Below are 17,321 nucleotides of genomic sequence, written 5' to 3' on the forward strand. Positions count from 1 at the left end.
GGAGCCGACATGCATCCGTACCTGCGGGGCGACCGGGACCTGGTCCGCGCCGAGCACCACGAACCCGGTCGTCGTCACGGCCGCCACCAGGATCCACGCTGCCACCCGCAGTTGCGTCGGGCCCACCCTGCGCCGTTTCATGCGATCACTCGACTCCCAATCGCGCCAAGGACTTCCGGTGCTGTCTGGCCTCGCGCCACTGGGCCGCCAACGGCCGGGGATCGACCTTGGCGCGAAGCCAGCGCGGTGAGAACCTTCGCGCGTACAGCCGCCGTCGCAGTTCATGTTCCAACCGCCAGGCCTCACGTACGTCGTTGTCGTCCGGTTCGTCGTGCGCGAACACCGCCGCTGTGCTCAGACGCGCCAGGCTTACCAACGTGTCCGCGGTCGCGCCCGACAGGCCCGTGACGTGGTTCGTGACGTGGTCCGCGGCTTCGAGGGCGGTACGGGACACCGGTACGGTCATACCCCGCTCGACCAACCGATCTACAGCTTCGTGCCACGCCCCCAGCACCCGCGCCGCGTTGTCGCCCGTGCGACGTCGACGGCTTCTTCGACGCGCCTTCTCCACTGTGGTAACCATTACCGTCACGACGAACAACGCCACCAGCAGCGCGGCGGCGAGCGCCCAGCCGGGCACCAGTTCGTCACTGGGTTCATCCGTCCGGCCAGGTACGTCCGGCACGGGTTGGACGGCGGGCGGCGCCGCCACCGGGGGATTCGGCCGGCGGGGCGTGACCGTCGCGCCCTGCGCCGGTGTGCTCTGGCCGGGTTTTCTCGTGACGTCGGTGGGTTCGAAGGCCGTCCAGCCGTATCGGTCGAAATGCACCTCAGCCCAGGCGTGCGCGTCGTGGGTGGTCACCGTGTGCGTACCGGCGAGGTCGCCGGGCAGGCGGTAACCCACGGCGACCCGCGTGGGAAAGCCCACGGCACGTGCCAGCACGGCGAAAGCCGTAGCGTGCTGCTCGGCGTAGCCCTCGTTGTCCTGGTGCCCGGTTCCGGTCAGCAGCCTCGTCAACGCGGCGTAGGAATGACCGGCCGGGCTGTCGAGCCGGTAGGGCAGGCCACGCAGTTCGCGTTCGATCGCGACCAGTTTGTCGTACGGGGTCGACTCAGCAGCGGTGAGCTCCTGTGCCAGGAGGCGCAACGGGGGCGGCAGGTTGCCGGGCAAAACCGTGTAACGGCGGTATTCCGCGGTGCTGCTGGGCATGGCCTTCGGCAGCGCGGAATCACGGTCGCTCACCACGCCCGTCAGGGCATAACCGAAGTCGGATGCCATCCGCCCGCTGGTGGCCAGGACGCCCGAGTCGACGCTGACACCGATCCGGCCCGCATCACCCGAAGTCAGATCCAGCCGGGTGGGCCACCCCAACGCGGGAAGAAACGGTCCGGCCAGGTTCGTGACCGTGACGTGCATGGTGACCTGCCGGGCCGTGGTCATCGCCGGGTCGGCCGCAAGGTCGTGATCCGCAACGAGAAAGCGGTCCGTGGAGGTCCACTGCACACCGTCGAACCTGTCCAGTGCGGCGGTCCGCACCCGGTCCACGCCCGAGCCGCCGTCGATCCGAACGGTGAACAGCGGGCGCGGCGGCTCCTGCAGCTGGCTCTTGATCTGTACCAACGGGTTGAGGGTGTTCGTGATCCGGACCGGCGGCGACAACAGCGTTCGAGGATCGGCGCGGTGCTCGCCGGTGGCCAGAGGCAGGACCTGCCAGCCAAGGACACCCACCAGGGTGACGAGCGCGACCACCGGGATCCCGAAGCCGAGCCAGTTCATCGTCACACGGCGATTCGACGCCTCTCTGCGGATGGTGCGCAGCAGCACCACCATCAGCGTGATGGAGAGAAGCGCAACGGTGACGGCGGTTTGAGTGCCCGCTGGCTGGACCAGCACCAGTGCGGCAATGAACGCCACCACTGCCGGAGCGCAGGCCGCGAGCGCGCAACGCGTGCGCAGCGCGACCGTGGCGGCTGCGGCCGCTGCGATCCACGTGATCAGTACCGGGGTGATGAGCAGGTCGCCGCGCACGTCCGCGGGCGGGGCCACCGTGAGCATCCGGGCCCACCCGCTGACCAGCTCCACGGCGGTCGCCCGGGTCGGCAGGCCGTGCTCGACCGTGTCACCGAGAACGCCGTATACCGCCAATACAGCGAATCCGCCGCCCACCGTCAACACGGTGCGAAACGTTGCCCAACGGCGCAGCGCCGCGATCGCGGCGGTCCCGCCCCCGCCAAGTGTGGCCGCGCCCAACCATGGCAGGTAGTCGTCAGCGGCGAAGAAATCGCCGTACAGCGAGCCGCTGACGCCCACTCCTGCCAGACACAAGGCGACCTCGAGAAGGCGAAGAAGTCGTTCGACACCTCTGGCGGGCGGCGGCATGCCGGCCATCTTGCACCCTCACGATGATCCACACCAGACGTTGCGTGCCAATCAGTCTGCTCCGCCACTCACGCGTCTCCCAGGCGTCGCCCGTCGCCACCAGGGCGAGGCGACGGGCGACGGCATCCGGAGTCCACACAGACTGTCCAGAGTGGAATGAAGCTGGCGGATCAGCGTCGCGTCAAGCCGCAGCGCGGGAACAGTCAATCGAGGCGCTCCTCACGCGATTCGAGGAGGCTCTTCGTGCGTGCGGGCGGCGTGATGAGCCCCATCTGGCGGGTAGCCGTTGCGGCACATTCGTTCCACAATCGGTCCCGGTCACCGGCTGGCAGGGCGTACCGCACGTCTCCGTCAGCTGTCCATCGAGGGGCCGAGCGGCGACGAGGAGGCCGATGTGGCAGGACGCGGGCCGAGATGGCACATCCGATCAGCGGTCCTCGCGGCCGGTCTCGTCGTCCTGGCGACTGCCGCAGTGCCGACCAGTGCGGCGGCGGGCAATGGGGCGGCGTTGGCCGACAACCGCGCAACTCCTGGGGAGATCGCCCGGTGGGTGGTCGACATGGACGTCACCGGGCTGCGCGGGCTGGTGAAGAGCGGCCGGGTCACCTCGGTCCAACTGGTCAAGGCGTACCAGGCCCGCATCGACGCCTACGAGCGGGCCTACGCCGACCAGCCCGGCATCAACGCGGTCATCCGCAGGAATCCGTCGGCGATCGCCGACGCCGCCCGTCTGGACACCGAACGCCGTCGAGGGCACCTTCGCGGCCCGCTGCACGGTATCCCGATCCTGCTCAAGGACAACTACGACACCAGGGACATGCCCACGTCCAACGGCTCGCTGGCGTTGCGACACTGGCGGACCGCCGATGACGCGGAACAGGTCGAGAGGCTGCGCAGGGCCGGCGCGGTCGTCGTCGCCAAGACCAACCTGCACGAGTTCGCCTCGGGTATCGAGACCATCAGCTCGCTCGGCGGGCAAACCCGTAACCCCTACGACCAGACCCGCAACCCGGGCGGTTCCAGCGGTGGCACGGCCGCCGGAATCGCGGCCGGGTTCGGTGCGGTCGGTCTGGGCTCGGACACCTGTGGCTCCATCCGCAACCCCGCGGCGCACAACAGCCTGACCGGGCTGCGGCCGACCCAGGGGCTGTCCAGCCGTGACGGCATCGCGCCGATATCCAACACCCAGGACGTCGGCGGCCCCATCGCCCGGTCGGTCAGCGACATCGCGCTGGTGCTGGACGCCACCGCCGGGTACGACCCGGACGACCCGGACACCCGGGTGTCCATCGGCCGGATTCCGCGCACCTACACCGCCGCGTTGAGCGACACCGCCCTGCACGGCGCTCGGATCGGGGTCTTTTCCGACTACCTGGGCACGTCGCCCCCGACCCAGGCGACGACCGCGTTGGTCAGGGCGGCCGTCAAGGACATGGCGTCACATGGTGCGACCGTCGTCGAACTGCCGGCCCAACCCGCACTGCTGTCGGCCGTGGACGCCTCCTACCTGATCAACGACGAGTTCGAGCGCGACCTCAACCGCTATCTCGCGGCCGCGGGCTCACGATTCCCGCGCTCGCTGGCCCGGCTGGAGCCACCGGCCGACATCGTGACCCTGGCCGACATCGTCACCTCCGGCCAGGTCACGCCCACGGTACTGGTGCGGCTCAAGGACCGGCTGGGCCGATCGACCGGCCCGCAGGACGCCTACCACCAGCGACTGGCGCGCCGTGCGGAGGCACAGCGGCTGCTCTGGACCCTGCTGGCCGACCACGACCTGGACGCCTTGGTCTACCCGACGGTGCAGCACCAGGCCGCACCAGTCGGGCAACCGCAGGAGGGCAACAGGTCCTGCGCTCTCGCCGCCAACACGGGGTTTCCCGCCTTGACAGTCCCTGCCGGCTTCACCCCGGACGGCATGCCAGTGGGGGTGGAACTGCTGGGCAGGCCGTTCAGCGAACCAACACTGCTCGGGTTCGGCTTCGACTACGAGCAAGCGTCACGCCACCGTCGGCCTCCGGTGAGCACACCGCCCCTGAGCTGACTTTCCGCGAGGCTGAGTTGTCGGGAGGCCGGTAAACCTGCTCCGCTACCGGCGGTACCAGCCGCGCCAACCGCCGTCGTAGTAGCTGTACCAGATCGAGCTTCCTACGGTGACCTCAATTTGGCGCTGACCGTTGCCGCGAAAGACGCCGCCAGGACAGCCGATTGCACCCTTTTCCTCATCGTTGTTCCCCTCGTTGAACGGGTTGTGAGCATCGAACGCTCTTTGCTGCTGTTTCCGCTGACAGCGGTATTCGGCCCGGGGCCGGATAGAGCGCCTGTCTGCAAGCATTCGCGCTGAACCTGCTCCCCTCACTGGCCGCTGGCGTACAGTCGTTGGCGCAGAGCGCACTACGCCTGGGGAGGGGCGATGACGCGTCCGAAAGCTGCCACTGAGCTGCTGCTGGGGGAACAGGCAGAGGCTGGGGTTGAGATCTCGGTGCTGTCCGGTGTCCCCGCTGGGATCCGGCCCGGTGAGGTCGGTGTGCCCGTCACCCTCGCGCGAGGGGTGGCTTTCGGTGCGGCCAAACTGGGGACGGCGACCTTCGCGTGGATACAGGCCCAGCGCACCCCCAGGCTGGTGCGGGGCTTCGATCCCGAGCTGTACCACGTCGCGGTCATCACATCCGGCCAGTACGCCGTCGAGCAGTTCGGCACCCGGTCCGTGCTCACCTCGGGCGGGTTGACAGTTCTCGACAGCTCAGCGCCCTACAAGCTGCTCATCGGCGGCACTCCGGCAACCCATGTCGTGCTCCAGGTACCGAAGACGATGGTGCCCCTCCACCACCGCCAGGTCACCCGACTGTGTGGCCACGCGTTGCACAGCCACACCGGGACAGGCCGTTTGCTCGCTCAGTTCCTGCGTACGTTGGCCGAGGACTACACCACCTACACCGCGGCCGACGTTGCCCGGCTCTCACCGACAGCGATCGACTTGGCCACCGCCGCACTGGCACACCAAGTAGGCGACACCGCGCCGTTACCAGAGGGATCCAGAGCCGACGCGTTGTTCCGCGAGATCAGTGCGTTCATCCTGCGCGAACTCGCCGATCCGCAGCTGTCCCCCGACAGGATCGCCTCATCCCACCACATCTCGGTTCGCTACTTGCACCAGATCTTCCAACGGCACGGCGCCACACCCACCGCTTTCGTGACCGAAGAGCGGATGCGCCGATGCCGACGCGACCTCGCCGACCCCGCCCACACCCACCTCACGATCGCAGCCATCGCGAACCGCTGGGGCTACCCACATCCAGACCGGTTCTCGCGCGCCTTCCGCGCCACCACCGGAATGACACCAAGCGAGTACCGCGCCTCGGTCAACCGGCCTGCTCGGTAACCGCTCCACCTGGCGGGCCGGGTGTGCGGCGTGACGATCGAACTGCTGGGACAACGGCGGATGTCCGGATCACGCCGATTCGGTGACGGGAAGGCCGCGGCGGCGCCAACGAGCCAGGCCGCCCGCGAGTGAACTGGCCTGATGGCCGTGTTCGCGCAGCAGTTTGACCGCCCGGGGAGAGGCTACGCAGTACGGGCCCTGGCAGTACGCCACGATCTCCTGGTCGTCCGGCAGGGTGCTGAGCCGATCCCGCAGTTGTGCCTGCGGCATCGACAAGGCGCCCGGGATGTGGCCTCGTTCGTAGTCGTCAGCCGAGCGTACGTCGATGACCACGACCTGGGACTCCGTCATCCGGGTGGACAGGTCCTCGGCCGTGACCGGTTCGAGTGCGGCGAGATCGCCGAGTTCCTCGGCCACGGCGCTGCGCAGGTCCGCAAGGCGGTCTCCGGCGAAGTCCTGGACTGTGCCGAGAAACCGCGCTACAGCTTCGTCTGCCAGCCGGTAGTAGACGCGTGTGCCTTCCTTGCGGCTGCGGACCAAGTTCGTTGCTCGCAGCTGGTTGAGTTGCGCCGAGGCGTTCTTGACGCCGATCCCGGCTGCCGCGGCCAGTTCCTCGACTGATCGCTCCCGCTGGTCGAGCAGGTCCAGCAGGCGCAGCCGGACCGGACTGGCGAGTGCTTTGCCGATCCGAGCCAGTTGCGCGTACACCGGTTCGGGGAATGGGAACTCTTCCGCCATGATCTTCCAGTCTATCCGGTGGCGCGTACTTCGCCGCGCCTGCCTGCGACGATGCCTGTCCCGAACTGCACCGCGGACACCAGGACCAGCAGGACGAGTGCGGCCGTCCAGGTTCCGGTGGCGCTGTGCAGCAGGCCGGTCGCCAGCGGACCGAGCGCCGAGACGGTGTACCCGACGCCCTGGGTCATCCCGGACAGTCCCGTCGCCGTCACCGCGTCCCTGGCGCGCAACCCGATCAACGTCATCGCGAGGCCGAATCCGATTCCTTGCCCCATTCCCAGGACGACGGCCGAGATCCACACCCCCGCGGGAACCGGTGCGGTCATCACACCGACCAGGCCCACCCCGTTGATCACCGCGACCGAACACGCCAGCCCCCGCTGATCACCCACCCGCTTGAGCGCGAGGGGCACCACGAGCGATCCGACGACCTGCACCAACGCCACCACCGACAGCACAAGGCCACCCGCTGTCGCGCCCATACCTCGGTCTCGGCACACCGTCGGCAGCCAGCTGAGCACGAAGTAGAAGAGGAAACCCGTGCAGGCGAAGAACCCGGTCACGTTCCATGCGAGTTTGTCGCGCCACATCGCGGACGGGATCACCAGGTGGTTGCGGCGGCGCGACGTTCGCCGCAGCTTCGTCGACCACCACAACACGGCCAGCACGGCGACGGGGATGGTGATGATCCCGAGCGGAAGGGTCCACTTCGAATCCAGGGCTTCGGCGAGCGGGTTGGCCAGACCGGACGCACCCGCGGCGCCGACCGTCAACGTCACGGTGTAGACCGCCATCAGACCGGCGAACTGGTCCGGGAACGCACGCTTGATCAGGCTCGGGATCGCGCTGGTCACCAGGCCGATGGCGGCGCCGAGGAGGACGGTGCCGCCGAACAGGGCCGCGGAGGACGGGGCCAGCCGCACGAGGTTGCCCGCGAGGAGCAGCAACGCACTGCCCGCGATCAGCCGTTCCTCGCCCCACCGGCCGGTCAGCCGGGGGCCCAGGAACGCGAACACCGCGAGGCCGATCGTGGGCAGCGTCGTCAGCACGCTCACCGCCGGGGTGGACAGCCCCAGGTCATCTTTGATGGCACCGAGCAGAGCCGACACAGCCGAGATCGCGGGGCGCAGGTTGAGGGTGATGAGCACCAGCGCCACCAGCAACCAGGCGTGGTTGGTGCGGCTCTCCGCCTCGCCGTGCGCAGTTGGAGCCATGCTGTCGTTGCTCACGAGCTCCCCTTCGGCTCATATTCCAAGGACCTTTAGAATATGAGTACCATGTGATGACCGCAACCGGTCACCGCTGCTTTGTCCCCACGTGCAGGCCGTGTGCGACGGCGAGACCTTCGAACCGCTGGAATCCGCTGAACCCGGCCTCCCGCATCCACTGCTCGTAGGTCGACCACGGGTAGAAGGTGCCGCGGCCGGACGCGATGGTCAGGTAGTAGGCCGGGAAAAGGATCGCGTAGTCGGGACCGTCCCGTTCGTCGTTCTGCAACGGGTCGAACAGCAGCGCTTGGCCGTTGTCGGGCAGCGCGTCATACACTTTGGACAACAGTTCGCGGTTCGCCTCGGGTGACCAGATGGGCAGCATGTGCGCGAGCAGCGCGGTGTCCGCGCCGACGGGCAACGGGTCGTTGAACACGTCGCACGCCAGCACGTCGATCCGGTCGGACAGGCCGTGGCTGTCGATGGCGCGCGCGGCGGCCTCGACGACGTTCTCCAGGTCCACCAGTGTGATTCGCAGATCGGGGTAGTGGTTGGCGAGGGGGATCGCGTTGGTCGCGGTGCCACCGCCGATGTCGAGCAGGTGCCGGGTGTTGTCCAGCGCGCCGGTCGCCACGAGGTCGGCCAGTGTCGCCTCGGACGTCGCCCGCAGGTGTTCGTGCAGGGACCGCAGCTTGTCCGGGTCGCTCTCCAGCCTGGAGTACAGGCTGGTCCCGTCACCGGGGAAGTGGCGCAGACCCAGGTTGGTGGCTTGGCGGACCGAGTCGATGAACTCGCTCATGCCGGGGTTGACGATCTCGTGGATGAAGGGCAGGTGCTTGCCGTCCTCGCCCTTGACGAAACACTGCTCGACGAGCGGGGCGTTGGTCATCCGCGTTTCGTCGCCGAGGACCAGTTCGAGGCCCCGCAGTCCGGTGAGGAGGATGTCGCACGGGTAGGGCGCGATGCCGAGCGCCGTCGCGATGTCCTGGGTGGACGAGCCCGGATTGCGGCCGAGGTGGTCGAACACCCCCAGTTCGCTGGCCGCGTGCAGCATCTCGAACGCGATCGACCCGTACATGATCCGGTACAGCTGGTCCTCGGTGATTCCTCGATCCGCGGACATCGTGCGCTCCTTCGTTGTCGTGGTCAGCCTGTGGTCGGTACGCTCGACGAGCACGAGGTCACCCCCTTCCACAGTGGATAGTCGGCGCGCACACGGCCGTGGAGTCGAAATGCCCGTATATGCGGCACACCATTGCCCCCTCTGCGCGTTGTTTCGCGTCGCTCCACTCGTTTTCACCTAACGATCGACCGTTCCCGGCGTCTTGAGTCTTCTGTCCCGGATCGGCTGGGACGACCTGGTGGCTTCGCCAACCGGCATCGCAGTGCCGGACCACGAGCACAATCCCAGCGCGCCGGGACCCCTGACCCATGACGGGTGGACTGCCCCGCTGCCAGCCTCGAGGGGCACGACCGGGGAGGTGGGCATACGGATGTGCCGGATATACGGCCATTTCAACGCGGTGGTGGCACCGCACGAAATGCGGACAGTCGCGGCTCTGCAGCGACACGGAGGGCCCGACGGACAGGGCAACGGCCAGTGGGCCGGGTGTGCGCTGGGCAGCAACCGGCTGGCCATCATGGACCCGGCAGGGGACCAGCCGCCGTACGAGGCCGGGGCCGTCAAGGTGGTCTTCAACGGCGAGATCTACAACCACGAGGCGCTGCGGCACCGGCTGCGGGCGAAGGGGTACACGTTCTCCGACCGGTGTGACGGGTCGATCCTGCCCGCGCTCTACCTCGAGTACGGGGACAGCTTCCCCGAGCACATCGACGGCATGTTCGCCGTGGTCGTGCTCGACCTGCGCGCCGAGCCCCGGATGGTCGTCGCGACCGACCACGCGGGCATGAAACCGCTGTTCTACCGGTGGGACGCCGAGCGGCGGTCGCTGCACTTCTCGTCCGAGATCGGTGCGCTGCTCGCGTTCGGGGCGGTGCCGAGGGACGTCTGGACGCCTGGGCTCGACGCGTACCTCGCCACCAAGACGCCGTTCGGTGAGCAGACCATGTTCACCGGCATCAAGGTCATGCCCCCCGCGGCCACCGCCGTGTGCGACCTGACCGGGATGCGGACGTGGATCAGGCCCGCTTCGGCCGAGAGCGGGGAGGACATCCGGGTGGCGCTGGGCGACGAGGTGCAGAAGCTGCTCATCGCGGACGTGCCGGTCGCGACGATCACCTCGGGCGGTCTCGACTCCGGCCTGGTCACCGAGTTCGCCGCGCAGGTCGAGCCGGACCTGCACACGTTCAACATCGCGTACCGCGGCACGTGGCCGCACGACGAGCGGCACTTCGCACGCCAGGTCGCCGACGCCACCCGTGCCCACTACCACCAGATCGAGATCGACCCGGCCACGTTCCCGAAGCTGCTGTCCGACGTCGTGTGGCACCTCGGCCAGCCCAACGCCGATCCGATCACGCTCAGCACGTACGCGTTGTTCCGCGGGGTCCGCGACGCCGGGTTCACCGTGGCCTTGACCGGGGACGCCGCCGACGAGCTGTTCGGCGGGTACGACCGGATGCGCGAGGCCGCGAACGGCGGGGCGCGGTGGCAGACCCGATATCTGGATGCGTTGGCCGTACTGCCGAGCGCTCAACGGCATGCGTTGTACACCAGGGAGTACGCCCACGAACTGCCGCCTCCGCTGCCGGACGCGGCGATGGCGATCCTCAACGGCAGCGGCAGCGTTCTGCGGCGGATCACCGAGTTCGAACTGCGCTACCGGCTGCCCGCCTACCACCTGCGCCGGGTCGACCACCTCAGCATGGCCAGCGGAGTAGAAGCCCGGCTCCCGTTCTGCCAGCGGCGGATCGTCGGCATCGGTCGTGCGTTGCCGGACGAGCGGCGGATCAGCGCCGGTAACGTCAAGCGGGCGCTGTACGCGGCAGCGCGGGGGTTGTTGCCGCCTGCCGTGCTCAACCGGCCCAAGCAGCCGTTCACGCTGCCGATCGCCGCGATGTTGCGGCCCGGAACGGCGTTGTGGGAGTTCGCGCGGGACATGCTGGCGCCGAGCCGACTGCTGCACACCGGCCAGATCGCACCGGATCGAGTGCAGGCCCTGTTCAGCGGCCAGGCGGCCGACCCTGACCCGGTCACGGCGCTGACCTTGTGGGCCTTGCTCGTGTACGAGGTGTGGCGCGACCAGTTCAGCGTGCGCACGCGGTCCCTGGCGGAGATGGCGGCGGCGTGATCGGCCACCTCGCGTACGCATCGGGAAGTCCGTGCCCGACGCTCGTCCTCGACTCCCGCTACCTGCCCGCCGAGGACGAGCCCCTGTTAGCCGCCCTCGCCGACGCCCGCCGGTGGCTGGGCAAGGCGGGCGGCGGGCACGTGCTGAAGATCGCGCTCGTCGGGCCGTCCACGCATCCGTTGCTGGACCTGGACTACCGGTTCATCCAGGCGCTGCCCGGCGGGCCGGACCGGTTCGACCTGCGCGGCTCCTGTGGGCATTCGGTACTGGCGTCGATCACCGCAGCGGCCGAGGCCGGGCGGCTACCCAAGCTCACGGCCGGTGACCGCATCCGGGTCAACGTGCTCAACAACGGTGACTACTTGGTGTGCGAAGTGGACAACGTGGACCGGACGAGCGTCGGGTTCACCGTGCACTTCATGCAGACTCCACCGCGGCCGATCAGCGACCTGCTGCTGGCCGGGACACCGCGCACCACGCTCCGGGTCGACGGGCGCGACGTCGAGGTTTCCCTGGTGTCGGCGGGAAACCCGTACGTGTTCGTCGACGCGGCAGGCGCGCGGGTGCGGCACGTCGACGAGTTGTTCGCCGCCGACAACGTCCTCTTCGAGCGGCTCGTCCGGATCCGGCACGCGGCCGCCGAGTACCTCGGCTGGTCTCCTGCGGGAGCGTTCCCGAAGGTCGCTGTGACGTTGCCGCTGGACGGGATGCTCGCGGCCCGCGCGGTGTCCGTGCCCACATGGCACCCGACGCTCGCGCTGACCGGCGTGGCTTGTCTCGGCGCCGCCATCGAGATTCCCGGCACCATCCCGTGGCGCACCGCGCGCGAGGCGTCGTGCTCGCCGGGGATGGTCGAGGTCCGTACACCGGGGAGCGTGCTCTCGGTCACCGCCGCGACAACCACGTCCGCGACCGGCGAACCGTGCCTGAGCTGGACGACTATCGGTGACAAGCAGGTGACGTTCCTCGGCTCGTTCTTCCTCGAACCACTCGCCCACTTCCAATTCAAGGAAATCGCCGAATGTCTCTCACTACCAGTGTGACCGAACCCCTCTCGGTATCCCTTGTGGACGAACTGAAGGCGTCAGCCGCCCGGACCGCGCGGTCCGGCACACCGGACACCGAAGCGCTGGCGCTGCTGCGGCGTTCGGGACTGTGCGCGGCCTGGGAGACCGGTGAGTCGGTCAACCGGGTGGTCGAGGAGATCGCAACAGCCAACCCGTCCCTCGCGATCGTGCTCTTCCAGCACTGCGCGGTCGCCGCGCGGATCGCCGAATGGGGCTCCGATGCGCAGAAGGAGACCCTGCTGCCCGCCTTGTCGAGCGGTGCGGTGCTCGCGGCGTCGGCGTGGAGCGAACCCGGTGCCGGCGCGGCGAAGAAGGTGCTCGCGACATCCGCGGTGCGGCGGGCCTGGGGTTGGGTGCTCGACGGCGGCAAGTCGTTCACGACCGGGGCGGGGATCGCGGATCTCTACCTGGTGCTGGTGCAGACCGCCGCGCCGGGCGAGGACACCGAGAGCGTGTACGGGTCGGCCGGGCAGTCGTTCTTCCTGGTGTCCGGTGACAACCCGGGGCTGGTGCCCGACCTGGGGCTCGACCTGGCAGGCATGCGCGGTTCGGCGACCGGGTTCGTGACGCTGAAGGACTGCGTGGTCGCGGACACGGATCTGCTCGGCCCGCTCGGTGAGGCGCCGAAGATCATCGCCGGGGTGCGGCGGACCGGCGCCACGCTCGGCGCGGTGTCCGCCGGGATCGCCAGGGCCGCGCTGTCGCTGGCCGAAGACCACCTCGCGCGCGCCGGGAAGCTGTCCTCCCAGTCGGTCCGCCACCAGCTGGTCGACCTCGGCGTCCAGGTGGAGGCGGCGTGTTCGACCGTGGCACGCGCTGGTTCGCTGTCGTCCGCTGATCCCGGTATGACCACGTTGCGCAGCAAGCTGTTCGCCACCGTCGTCGCCGAGCACGTCTGCCTCGAGGTCGCGCGGTTGCTCAGCTCGACGGGGTACGTCGTCGGCAACCGGATCAACCAGTTGCTCGCCGACGCCCGTGCCGTGGCACTGATGGGTCCCGCCAACGAGTTGTGCCGGGAACTGGTGGCGGCGCCATGGCTGCGGTAGATCTCCTGGTGACCGGCGGGCGGCTCGTCACACCGGACGGTGTGCGGACCGGTGACATCGCTGTGTCCGGCGGCAGGATCGTGCCGGGTGGCGAGGCACTCCACGTGCTGGACGCCAAAGGTGCTTACGTCCTTCCCGGCCTGATCGACTCGCACGTGCACTTCCGCACACCCGGCTTGACGTACAAAGAGGACTGGGCACACGGCAGTCGCGCCGCGGTCGTCGGCGGTGTCACGACCGTGATGGACATGCCCAACACCGTGCCGCCGACGCTCTCACCGGAAGCGGTGCTCGCCAAGGCCGCGATGATCGACGGGACGTCGCTGGTGGACTACGCGTTCCACGTCGGCGCCGACCCACAACGGCCCGAGCTGCTGGCCGACCTGGATCCCGGTGTCGCGGTGAGCGCCAAGGTGTTCATGGCGGGCCACCACACCGCGCCGACCGTCGTCCGCGACGAAGCCCAGCTGGACAAGGTCTTCGCGGCTGCCGCGGCCGGCGGCGTGCGGCTCGTGCTGCACGCCGAGGACGAGGCGGTGTTCGCGTTGCTCGACCGCTGGCGCGGCACACCGGAGCGGCACAGGGACTACGAACGTTATCGTCCGCGAACGGGGCCGATCGCCGCGGTGGCACAGGTGTTGCGGCTCGTCGAGCGGCACGGCACGGCGGCGCACGTGTTGCACCTGTCGACCGCCGAGGAAGCCGATCTGGTCACCGCCGCCCGGTTCGCCGGGCTGCCGGTGACGTTCGAGGTGACCGGGCACCACCTGTCGTTCACCGACGCCGACACCAGGCGTCTCGGCGCCCGCACCCGGCTCGCGCCCGCGATCCGGCAGCGAGCCGACCAGGACCGGTTGTGGGAGGCCGTGTGGCGGGGTGAGGTCAGCACGCTGGGCAGCGACCACGCGCCGCACACCATCGAGGAGAAGTGCCGTCCGGTGCCCGACGCGCCGCCTGGGCTGCCCGGTGTGCAGGAGCTCGCCGTCGCCGTGTGGACCGGGATGCGGGAACGGCTGCCCGACGAGTCTCCCGATGTGGCCATCGCGCGGCTGGTCCGGTACCTGGCCGAGCAACCGGCCGCGCTGTTCGGGCTGCGGGGCAAGGGGCGGCTGGAGATCGGGGCGGACGCGGACCTCACGGTGTTCGAGCCAGGCGGTCGTCACATGCTCTCGGCACGGGACGTGCGGGCCAAGTGCGGCTGGTCCGCTTACGAGGGCTGGACGATGGCCGGCCGGGTGCGGACCACCATCCGTGCCGGACAGGTCGTGTGGGACGCCGACACCGGCACTTTCGGCGCGCCGACCGGCCGTTGGGTGAGGCGATGAGTCGTGCGCATCAGCGGAAAGGACAGGGCATGGACGAACACCGGGCCGACTTCGACCAGTGGAGCGCCGAGCTGAACGGAGACGACAAATGGTGGCAGACGAGGGCGGCGGTCCCTCCGTTGTCGTGGTGGGTGGCGGTATCGCTGGGCTGTCCCTATGTGCCGCTCTACGAGCCCCCGGAGCTCCACGAAGGCGAGTGACCGTGATCGAACGCGCGCCTCGCATCGCCGACGTCGGATCGGGGCTTGTGCTGTACCCCAACGGAATCAAGGCGGCCGACGCGGTCAGCGCGCAGCTCGGTGAACGGATCCGCGCAGCCGGGTACGTCCCGCGCCCCTCGGATGCACGGCCATTGGTCGCGCCGGACGGAACCGTGCTGTCGAACGACCCGATCGGCGGCCTCGATGCCCGGTTCGGCGCACCCCAGGTGAGCCTGCTGAGGTCCGCGCTGTACCGGGCGTTGCAGGCGACGACAGGCGACGCCGAACTGGTCACCGGAACCGAAGTGGTCGGGCACACCGACGACGGCGACCGTGTACGCGTCAAACTGTCCACCGGAGACAGTGTGGAAGCGGACGTGCTCGTTGGCGCCGACGGCGTCAACTCGCGCACGCGTCGCCAGGTGTTCGACGACGGAGCACCGGTCTACCGCGGTTACACGTCGCTGCGTGGGCGGTCGAGCACCCCGGTCGAGTTCCCCCACGGGTTCACAGTCGCGGGCGACGGCATCGACCTGTTCGTGGCCCCGGTCGGCGGCGGCCGGGTGTACTGGACGGCCAAAGTCGTCGCGGAGCAGGGGCACTGGCCCGATCTGGGCGTCGACATCGCGCTCGCCGCGCTGCTGCGGAAGATCCGGGACTGGCACCGGCCGATCGTGGACATGATCCGGCGCACCGACAAGCAGGCGGGCATCGTCGTCACCGACATCTGCGACCGCGATCCCACCGACCACTGGGCCAAGGGCCGGGTGGTGCTGATCGGCGACGCCGCGCACCCCATGTCACCGGCGATGGGGCAGGGCGCGAGCATGGCGATCGAGGACGCCGCCGAGTTGAGCGCGGTGCTGAACACGTTGCCGGGGAACGTGCCCGGCGCGCTGGCCGAGTTCTGCGCCGAACGCGCACCGCGCACGTCCGAGATAGTGCTGGAGTCACGGCGCAAGGGCGGTGTCGACAGCAGGGCACTGCGCGGGGCGGACGTACGGGCCCGCACAGCGAACGAGTTCACCACGCAGGACGAGCGCCTCACCAGCCTTTTCGGCTGGCAGCCGCGGGTCAGGGGAGGGTGACCATGACCGGGACGGCCTCGTCGTCGAAGGCGAACCGGCCGGTTCGCCGGTCACGGGGGTGCTGGGCGGGCGCCACCGTAGTCACGATCTTGCCCGACAGCGGTGAACGCTACCTGTCCATCTGGGACACACTGGAAACGGAGACGCAATGACCCAGACCCACTGGAACGACGTCGGTATCGACTACGACAAGGTGCTCGGGACCGACGCGTCCAACGTGGCGCTGCTGTCCGCCGCCGTGGACCTGTTGCCCCGCGACGCCAAGGACGTGCTCGACATAGGATCGGGTACGGGCAGGCTCACCTCGATGGTGCGCGAAGCCCTGCCCGGCAGCGAGATCGTCGGCATCGACCCGGCGCCGAACATGGTGCAGGCGGCCGAGGAGAAGTTCGCGGACGACAGCGGCGCGTCGTTCACCGGCGGTACCGTCGAGGACCTGTCCCAGTTCGCCGACAACAGCTTCGACGTCGCCATCACGAGCTTCGCCCTGCACCACCTCGAACTCGACACGTACGACAAGTCGGCGGCCGAGATCCTGCGCGTCCTGCGCCCCGGCGGCCGGTTCGTCAACGCCGACCAGTTCTGCCGCGTGATGGGACCAGCCGGGTCACCGGAGCGGGCGCTGGACGTGCTGGACCTGTTGACCGCCAAGGCACGCCACTACCTGCTGCACGCGTCGTTCGAACGGATGCTGTTGCAGGTGGACCTGCTGCCCAGGTTCATGCGGGAGGACGGCGAGATCCTCACCACGCCCGAGTACTGGGCCGACGCGTTGAGCCGCGCGGGTTTCCGGTCGGTGACCATCGTGCCCACTCCGCCGGAGGAGTTGATGAACCGCGTCATCTGGGCTGAGAAGCCCTGACCCGTACCGAAGAGGGGGAGCTCCCGCACGGGAGCTCCCCCTCTTCGGTCGTTCTTCGGGTCAAGCCGGAACCTGCTCCCGATCCGAGGCGGGACGGCGCAGCTCGCGGCTGCGAGGCAGGATGAACGCCGCGGCCACGATCCAGACGAACCCGGTGAACCGGCCGATCGGGATCAGCAAGGCGAGCGGCTCCACCAGCATGGACAGCAAGGACAGCACGGAGATCGCCGCGATCACCACGCCGGCGACGCCAACCCAGCGCGGCAGCGCGCGCAAGTAGATGGCGGTCACCGCGATCCCGGCGATCAGCAGCCCCAACGCCGACGTGTGCGCGGGCCCGCCCAGTACGAAGAACAGGAACTGGAACCCGCGCACCACGGCGGCCTGGCCGAGCACGTCGGGCTGCCCGAGCACCCACTGGAGCAACCCGTTCAGGCCGAGGAAGACCGCCGCGAGGATGCCGCCGACCTGACTGATCACCGGTCCTGGTACGTGCGGCGCCAGGAACCGCATCCGAGACGTGGCCACGGCGGTGAACACGCCGAGCGCGACAGCGGCGTCGAACTGTAGGAAACCGTTGACGCGTGAGGCGGTCTGGCTGTCGGTGAAGTACGTCAGCGCCTCGGTCGAGCCGGCGAACGGCGACGGGGTCGGCCCCGCGCCGAGGATCGGCCCGAGCACCAGGCTGGCGACGAACAGCAGCACGAACGCGAGCGCGGGCAACGCGAGCGGCGGGCCGACGTGCCGGGCCGCCGAACGGTTCTGGGTGGTCAC

14 protein-coding genes are annotated in these 17,321 nt (G+C 69.1%); 9 read left to right on the plus strand and 5 right to left on the minus strand.

Annotation, left to right across the window (positions count from 1 at the left end; all coding sequences use genetic code 11):
- Nucleotides 1-145 precede the first annotated feature (145 nt).
- Nucleotides 146-2,389, minus strand: coding sequence for a transglutaminase TgpA family protein (locus ALI144C_RS08025; protein ID WP_083752839.1), 2,244 nt, complete (start codon nt 2,387-2,389; stop codon nt 146-148).
- 385 nt (nt 2,390-2,774) lie between these two features.
- Between ALI144C_RS08025 and ALI144C_RS08030 the strand changes: the two genes are divergently transcribed.
- Nucleotides 2,775-4,424 carry an amidase gene (locus ALI144C_RS08030; protein ID WP_193441163.1) on the plus strand — a complete coding sequence of 550 codons (1,650 nt, stop codon included), beginning with the start codon at nt 2,775-2,777 and terminating at the stop codon, nt 4,422-4,424.
- 369 nt (nt 4,425-4,793) lie between these two features.
- Nucleotides 4,794-5,762 (plus strand): helix-turn-helix domain-containing protein, encoded by a 969-nt coding sequence (locus tag ALI144C_RS08035; RefSeq protein WP_076986370.1) that lies wholly within the window; start codon nt 4,794-4,796, stop codon nt 5,760-5,762.
- 69 nt (nt 5,763-5,831) lie between these two features.
- Here the strand turns inward: ALI144C_RS08035 and ALI144C_RS08040 are convergent, their stop codons facing one another.
- From ALI144C_RS08040 to ALI144C_RS08050, 3 genes are all read right to left on the minus strand, one after another.
- Nucleotides 5,832-6,500 carry an ArsR/SmtB family transcription factor gene (locus tag ALI144C_RS08040; protein ID WP_076986371.1) on the minus strand — a complete coding sequence of 223 codons (669 nt, stop codon included), beginning with the start codon at nt 6,498-6,500 and terminating at the stop codon, nt 5,832-5,834.
- An 11-nt stretch (nt 6,501-6,511) separates the two neighbouring features.
- The gene (locus ALI144C_RS08045) at nt 6,512-7,729 is read right to left on the minus strand and encodes a CynX/NimT family MFS transporter (RefSeq protein WP_083752840.1); all 1,218 of its coding nucleotides are present in this window, start codon (nt 7,727-7,729) and stop codon (nt 6,512-6,514) included.
- Between the two features lie 67 nt (nt 7,730-7,796).
- The gene (locus ALI144C_RS08050) at nt 7,797-8,885 is read right to left on the minus strand and encodes a methyltransferase (RefSeq protein WP_076986372.1); all 1,089 of its coding nucleotides are present in this window, start codon (nt 8,883-8,885) and stop codon (nt 7,797-7,799) included.
- Nucleotides 8,886-9,201: 316 nt separating this feature from the next.
- Here ALI144C_RS08050 and asnB point away from each other — a divergent pair, with 316 nt between their 5' ends.
- The 7 genes from asnB to ALI144C_RS08080 all read left to right on the plus strand — a co-directional run bounded on the left by asnB (nt 9,202) and on the right by ALI144C_RS08080 (nt 16,547).
- The gene (gene asnB / locus ALI144C_RS08055; RefSeq protein WP_076986373.1) at nt 9,202-10,959 is read left to right on the plus strand and encodes an asparagine synthase (glutamine-hydrolyzing); all 1,758 of its coding nucleotides are present in this window, start codon (nt 9,202-9,204) and stop codon (nt 10,957-10,959) included.
- Nucleotides 10,956-12,002, plus strand: coding sequence for a PrpF domain-containing protein (locus tag ALI144C_RS08060; protein ID WP_076986374.1), 1,047 nt, complete (start codon nt 10,956-10,958; stop codon nt 12,000-12,002). The genes asnB and ALI144C_RS08060 overlap by 4 nt, the downstream gene beginning before the upstream one ends.
- A complete protein-coding gene (locus ALI144C_RS08065; protein WP_076986375.1) occupies nt 11,999-13,072 on the plus strand; it encodes an acyl-CoA dehydrogenase family protein in 1,074 nt (357 codons plus the stop codon). The genes ALI144C_RS08060 and ALI144C_RS08065 overlap by 4 nt, the downstream gene beginning before the upstream one ends.
- A complete protein-coding gene (locus ALI144C_RS08070; RefSeq protein WP_076986376.1) occupies nt 13,060-14,397 on the plus strand; it encodes a dihydroorotase in 1,338 nt (445 codons plus the stop codon). The genes ALI144C_RS08065 and ALI144C_RS08070 overlap by 13 nt, the downstream gene beginning before the upstream one ends.
- Before the next feature lie 29 nt (nt 14,398-14,426).
- The gene (locus tag ALI144C_RS57330; protein WP_237774047.1) at nt 14,427-14,597 is read left to right on the plus strand and encodes a hypothetical protein; all 171 of its coding nucleotides are present in this window, start codon (nt 14,427-14,429) and stop codon (nt 14,595-14,597) included.
- On the plus strand, nt 14,525-15,685 hold the full coding sequence (locus tag ALI144C_RS08075) for an FAD-dependent monooxygenase (protein WP_237774045.1): 1,161 nt from the start codon (nt 14,525-14,527) through the stop codon (nt 15,683-15,685). Before ALI144C_RS57330 ends, ALI144C_RS08075 begins: the two co-directional genes overlap by 73 nt.
- 148 nt (nt 15,686-15,833) lie before the next feature.
- Nucleotides 15,834-16,547: a class I SAM-dependent methyltransferase gene (locus ALI144C_RS08080; protein WP_076986378.1), complete on the plus strand. Its 714-nt coding sequence runs from the start codon at nt 15,834-15,836 to the stop codon at nt 16,545-16,547.
- A 60-nt stretch (nt 16,548-16,607) separates the two neighbouring features.
- Here ALI144C_RS08080 and ALI144C_RS08085 read toward each other — a convergent pair whose 3' ends face one another.
- Nucleotides 16,608-17,321 (minus strand): hypothetical protein, encoded by a 714-nt coding sequence (locus ALI144C_RS08085; protein ID WP_076986379.1) that lies wholly within the window; start codon nt 17,319-17,321, stop codon nt 16,608-16,610.

Source organism: Actinosynnema sp. ALI-1.44 (assembly GCF_001984155.1).
Classification (GTDB): domain Bacteria; phylum Actinomycetota; class Actinomycetes; order Mycobacteriales; family Pseudonocardiaceae; genus Kibdelosporangium.

Coding starts and splice junctions, on each gene's coding strand:
- ALI144C_RS08025 (WP_083752839.1), bottom strand. CDS start 2,389: ATGGCCGGCATGCCGCCGCCCGCCAGAGGTGTCGAACGACTTCTTCGC.
- ALI144C_RS08035 (WP_076986370.1), top strand. CDS start 4,794: ATGACGCGTCCGAAAGCTGCCACTGAGCTGCTGCTGGGGGAACAGGCA.
- ALI144C_RS08040 (WP_076986371.1), bottom strand. CDS start 6,500: ATGGCGGAAGAGTTCCCATTCCCCGAACCGGTGTACGCGCAACTGGCT.
- asnB (WP_076986373.1), top strand. CDS start 9,202: ATGTGCCGGATATACGGCCATTTCAACGCGGTGGTGGCACCGCACGAA.
- ALI144C_RS08070 (WP_076986376.1), top strand. CDS start 13,060: ATGGCTGCGGTAGATCTCCTGGTGACCGGCGGGCGGCTCGTCACACCG.
- ALI144C_RS57330 (WP_237774047.1), top strand. CDS start 14,427: ATGGACGAACACCGGGCCGACTTCGACCAGTGGAGCGCCGAGCTGAAC.
- ALI144C_RS08080 (WP_076986378.1), top strand. CDS start 15,834: ATGACCCAGACCCACTGGAACGACGTCGGTATCGACTACGACAAGGTG.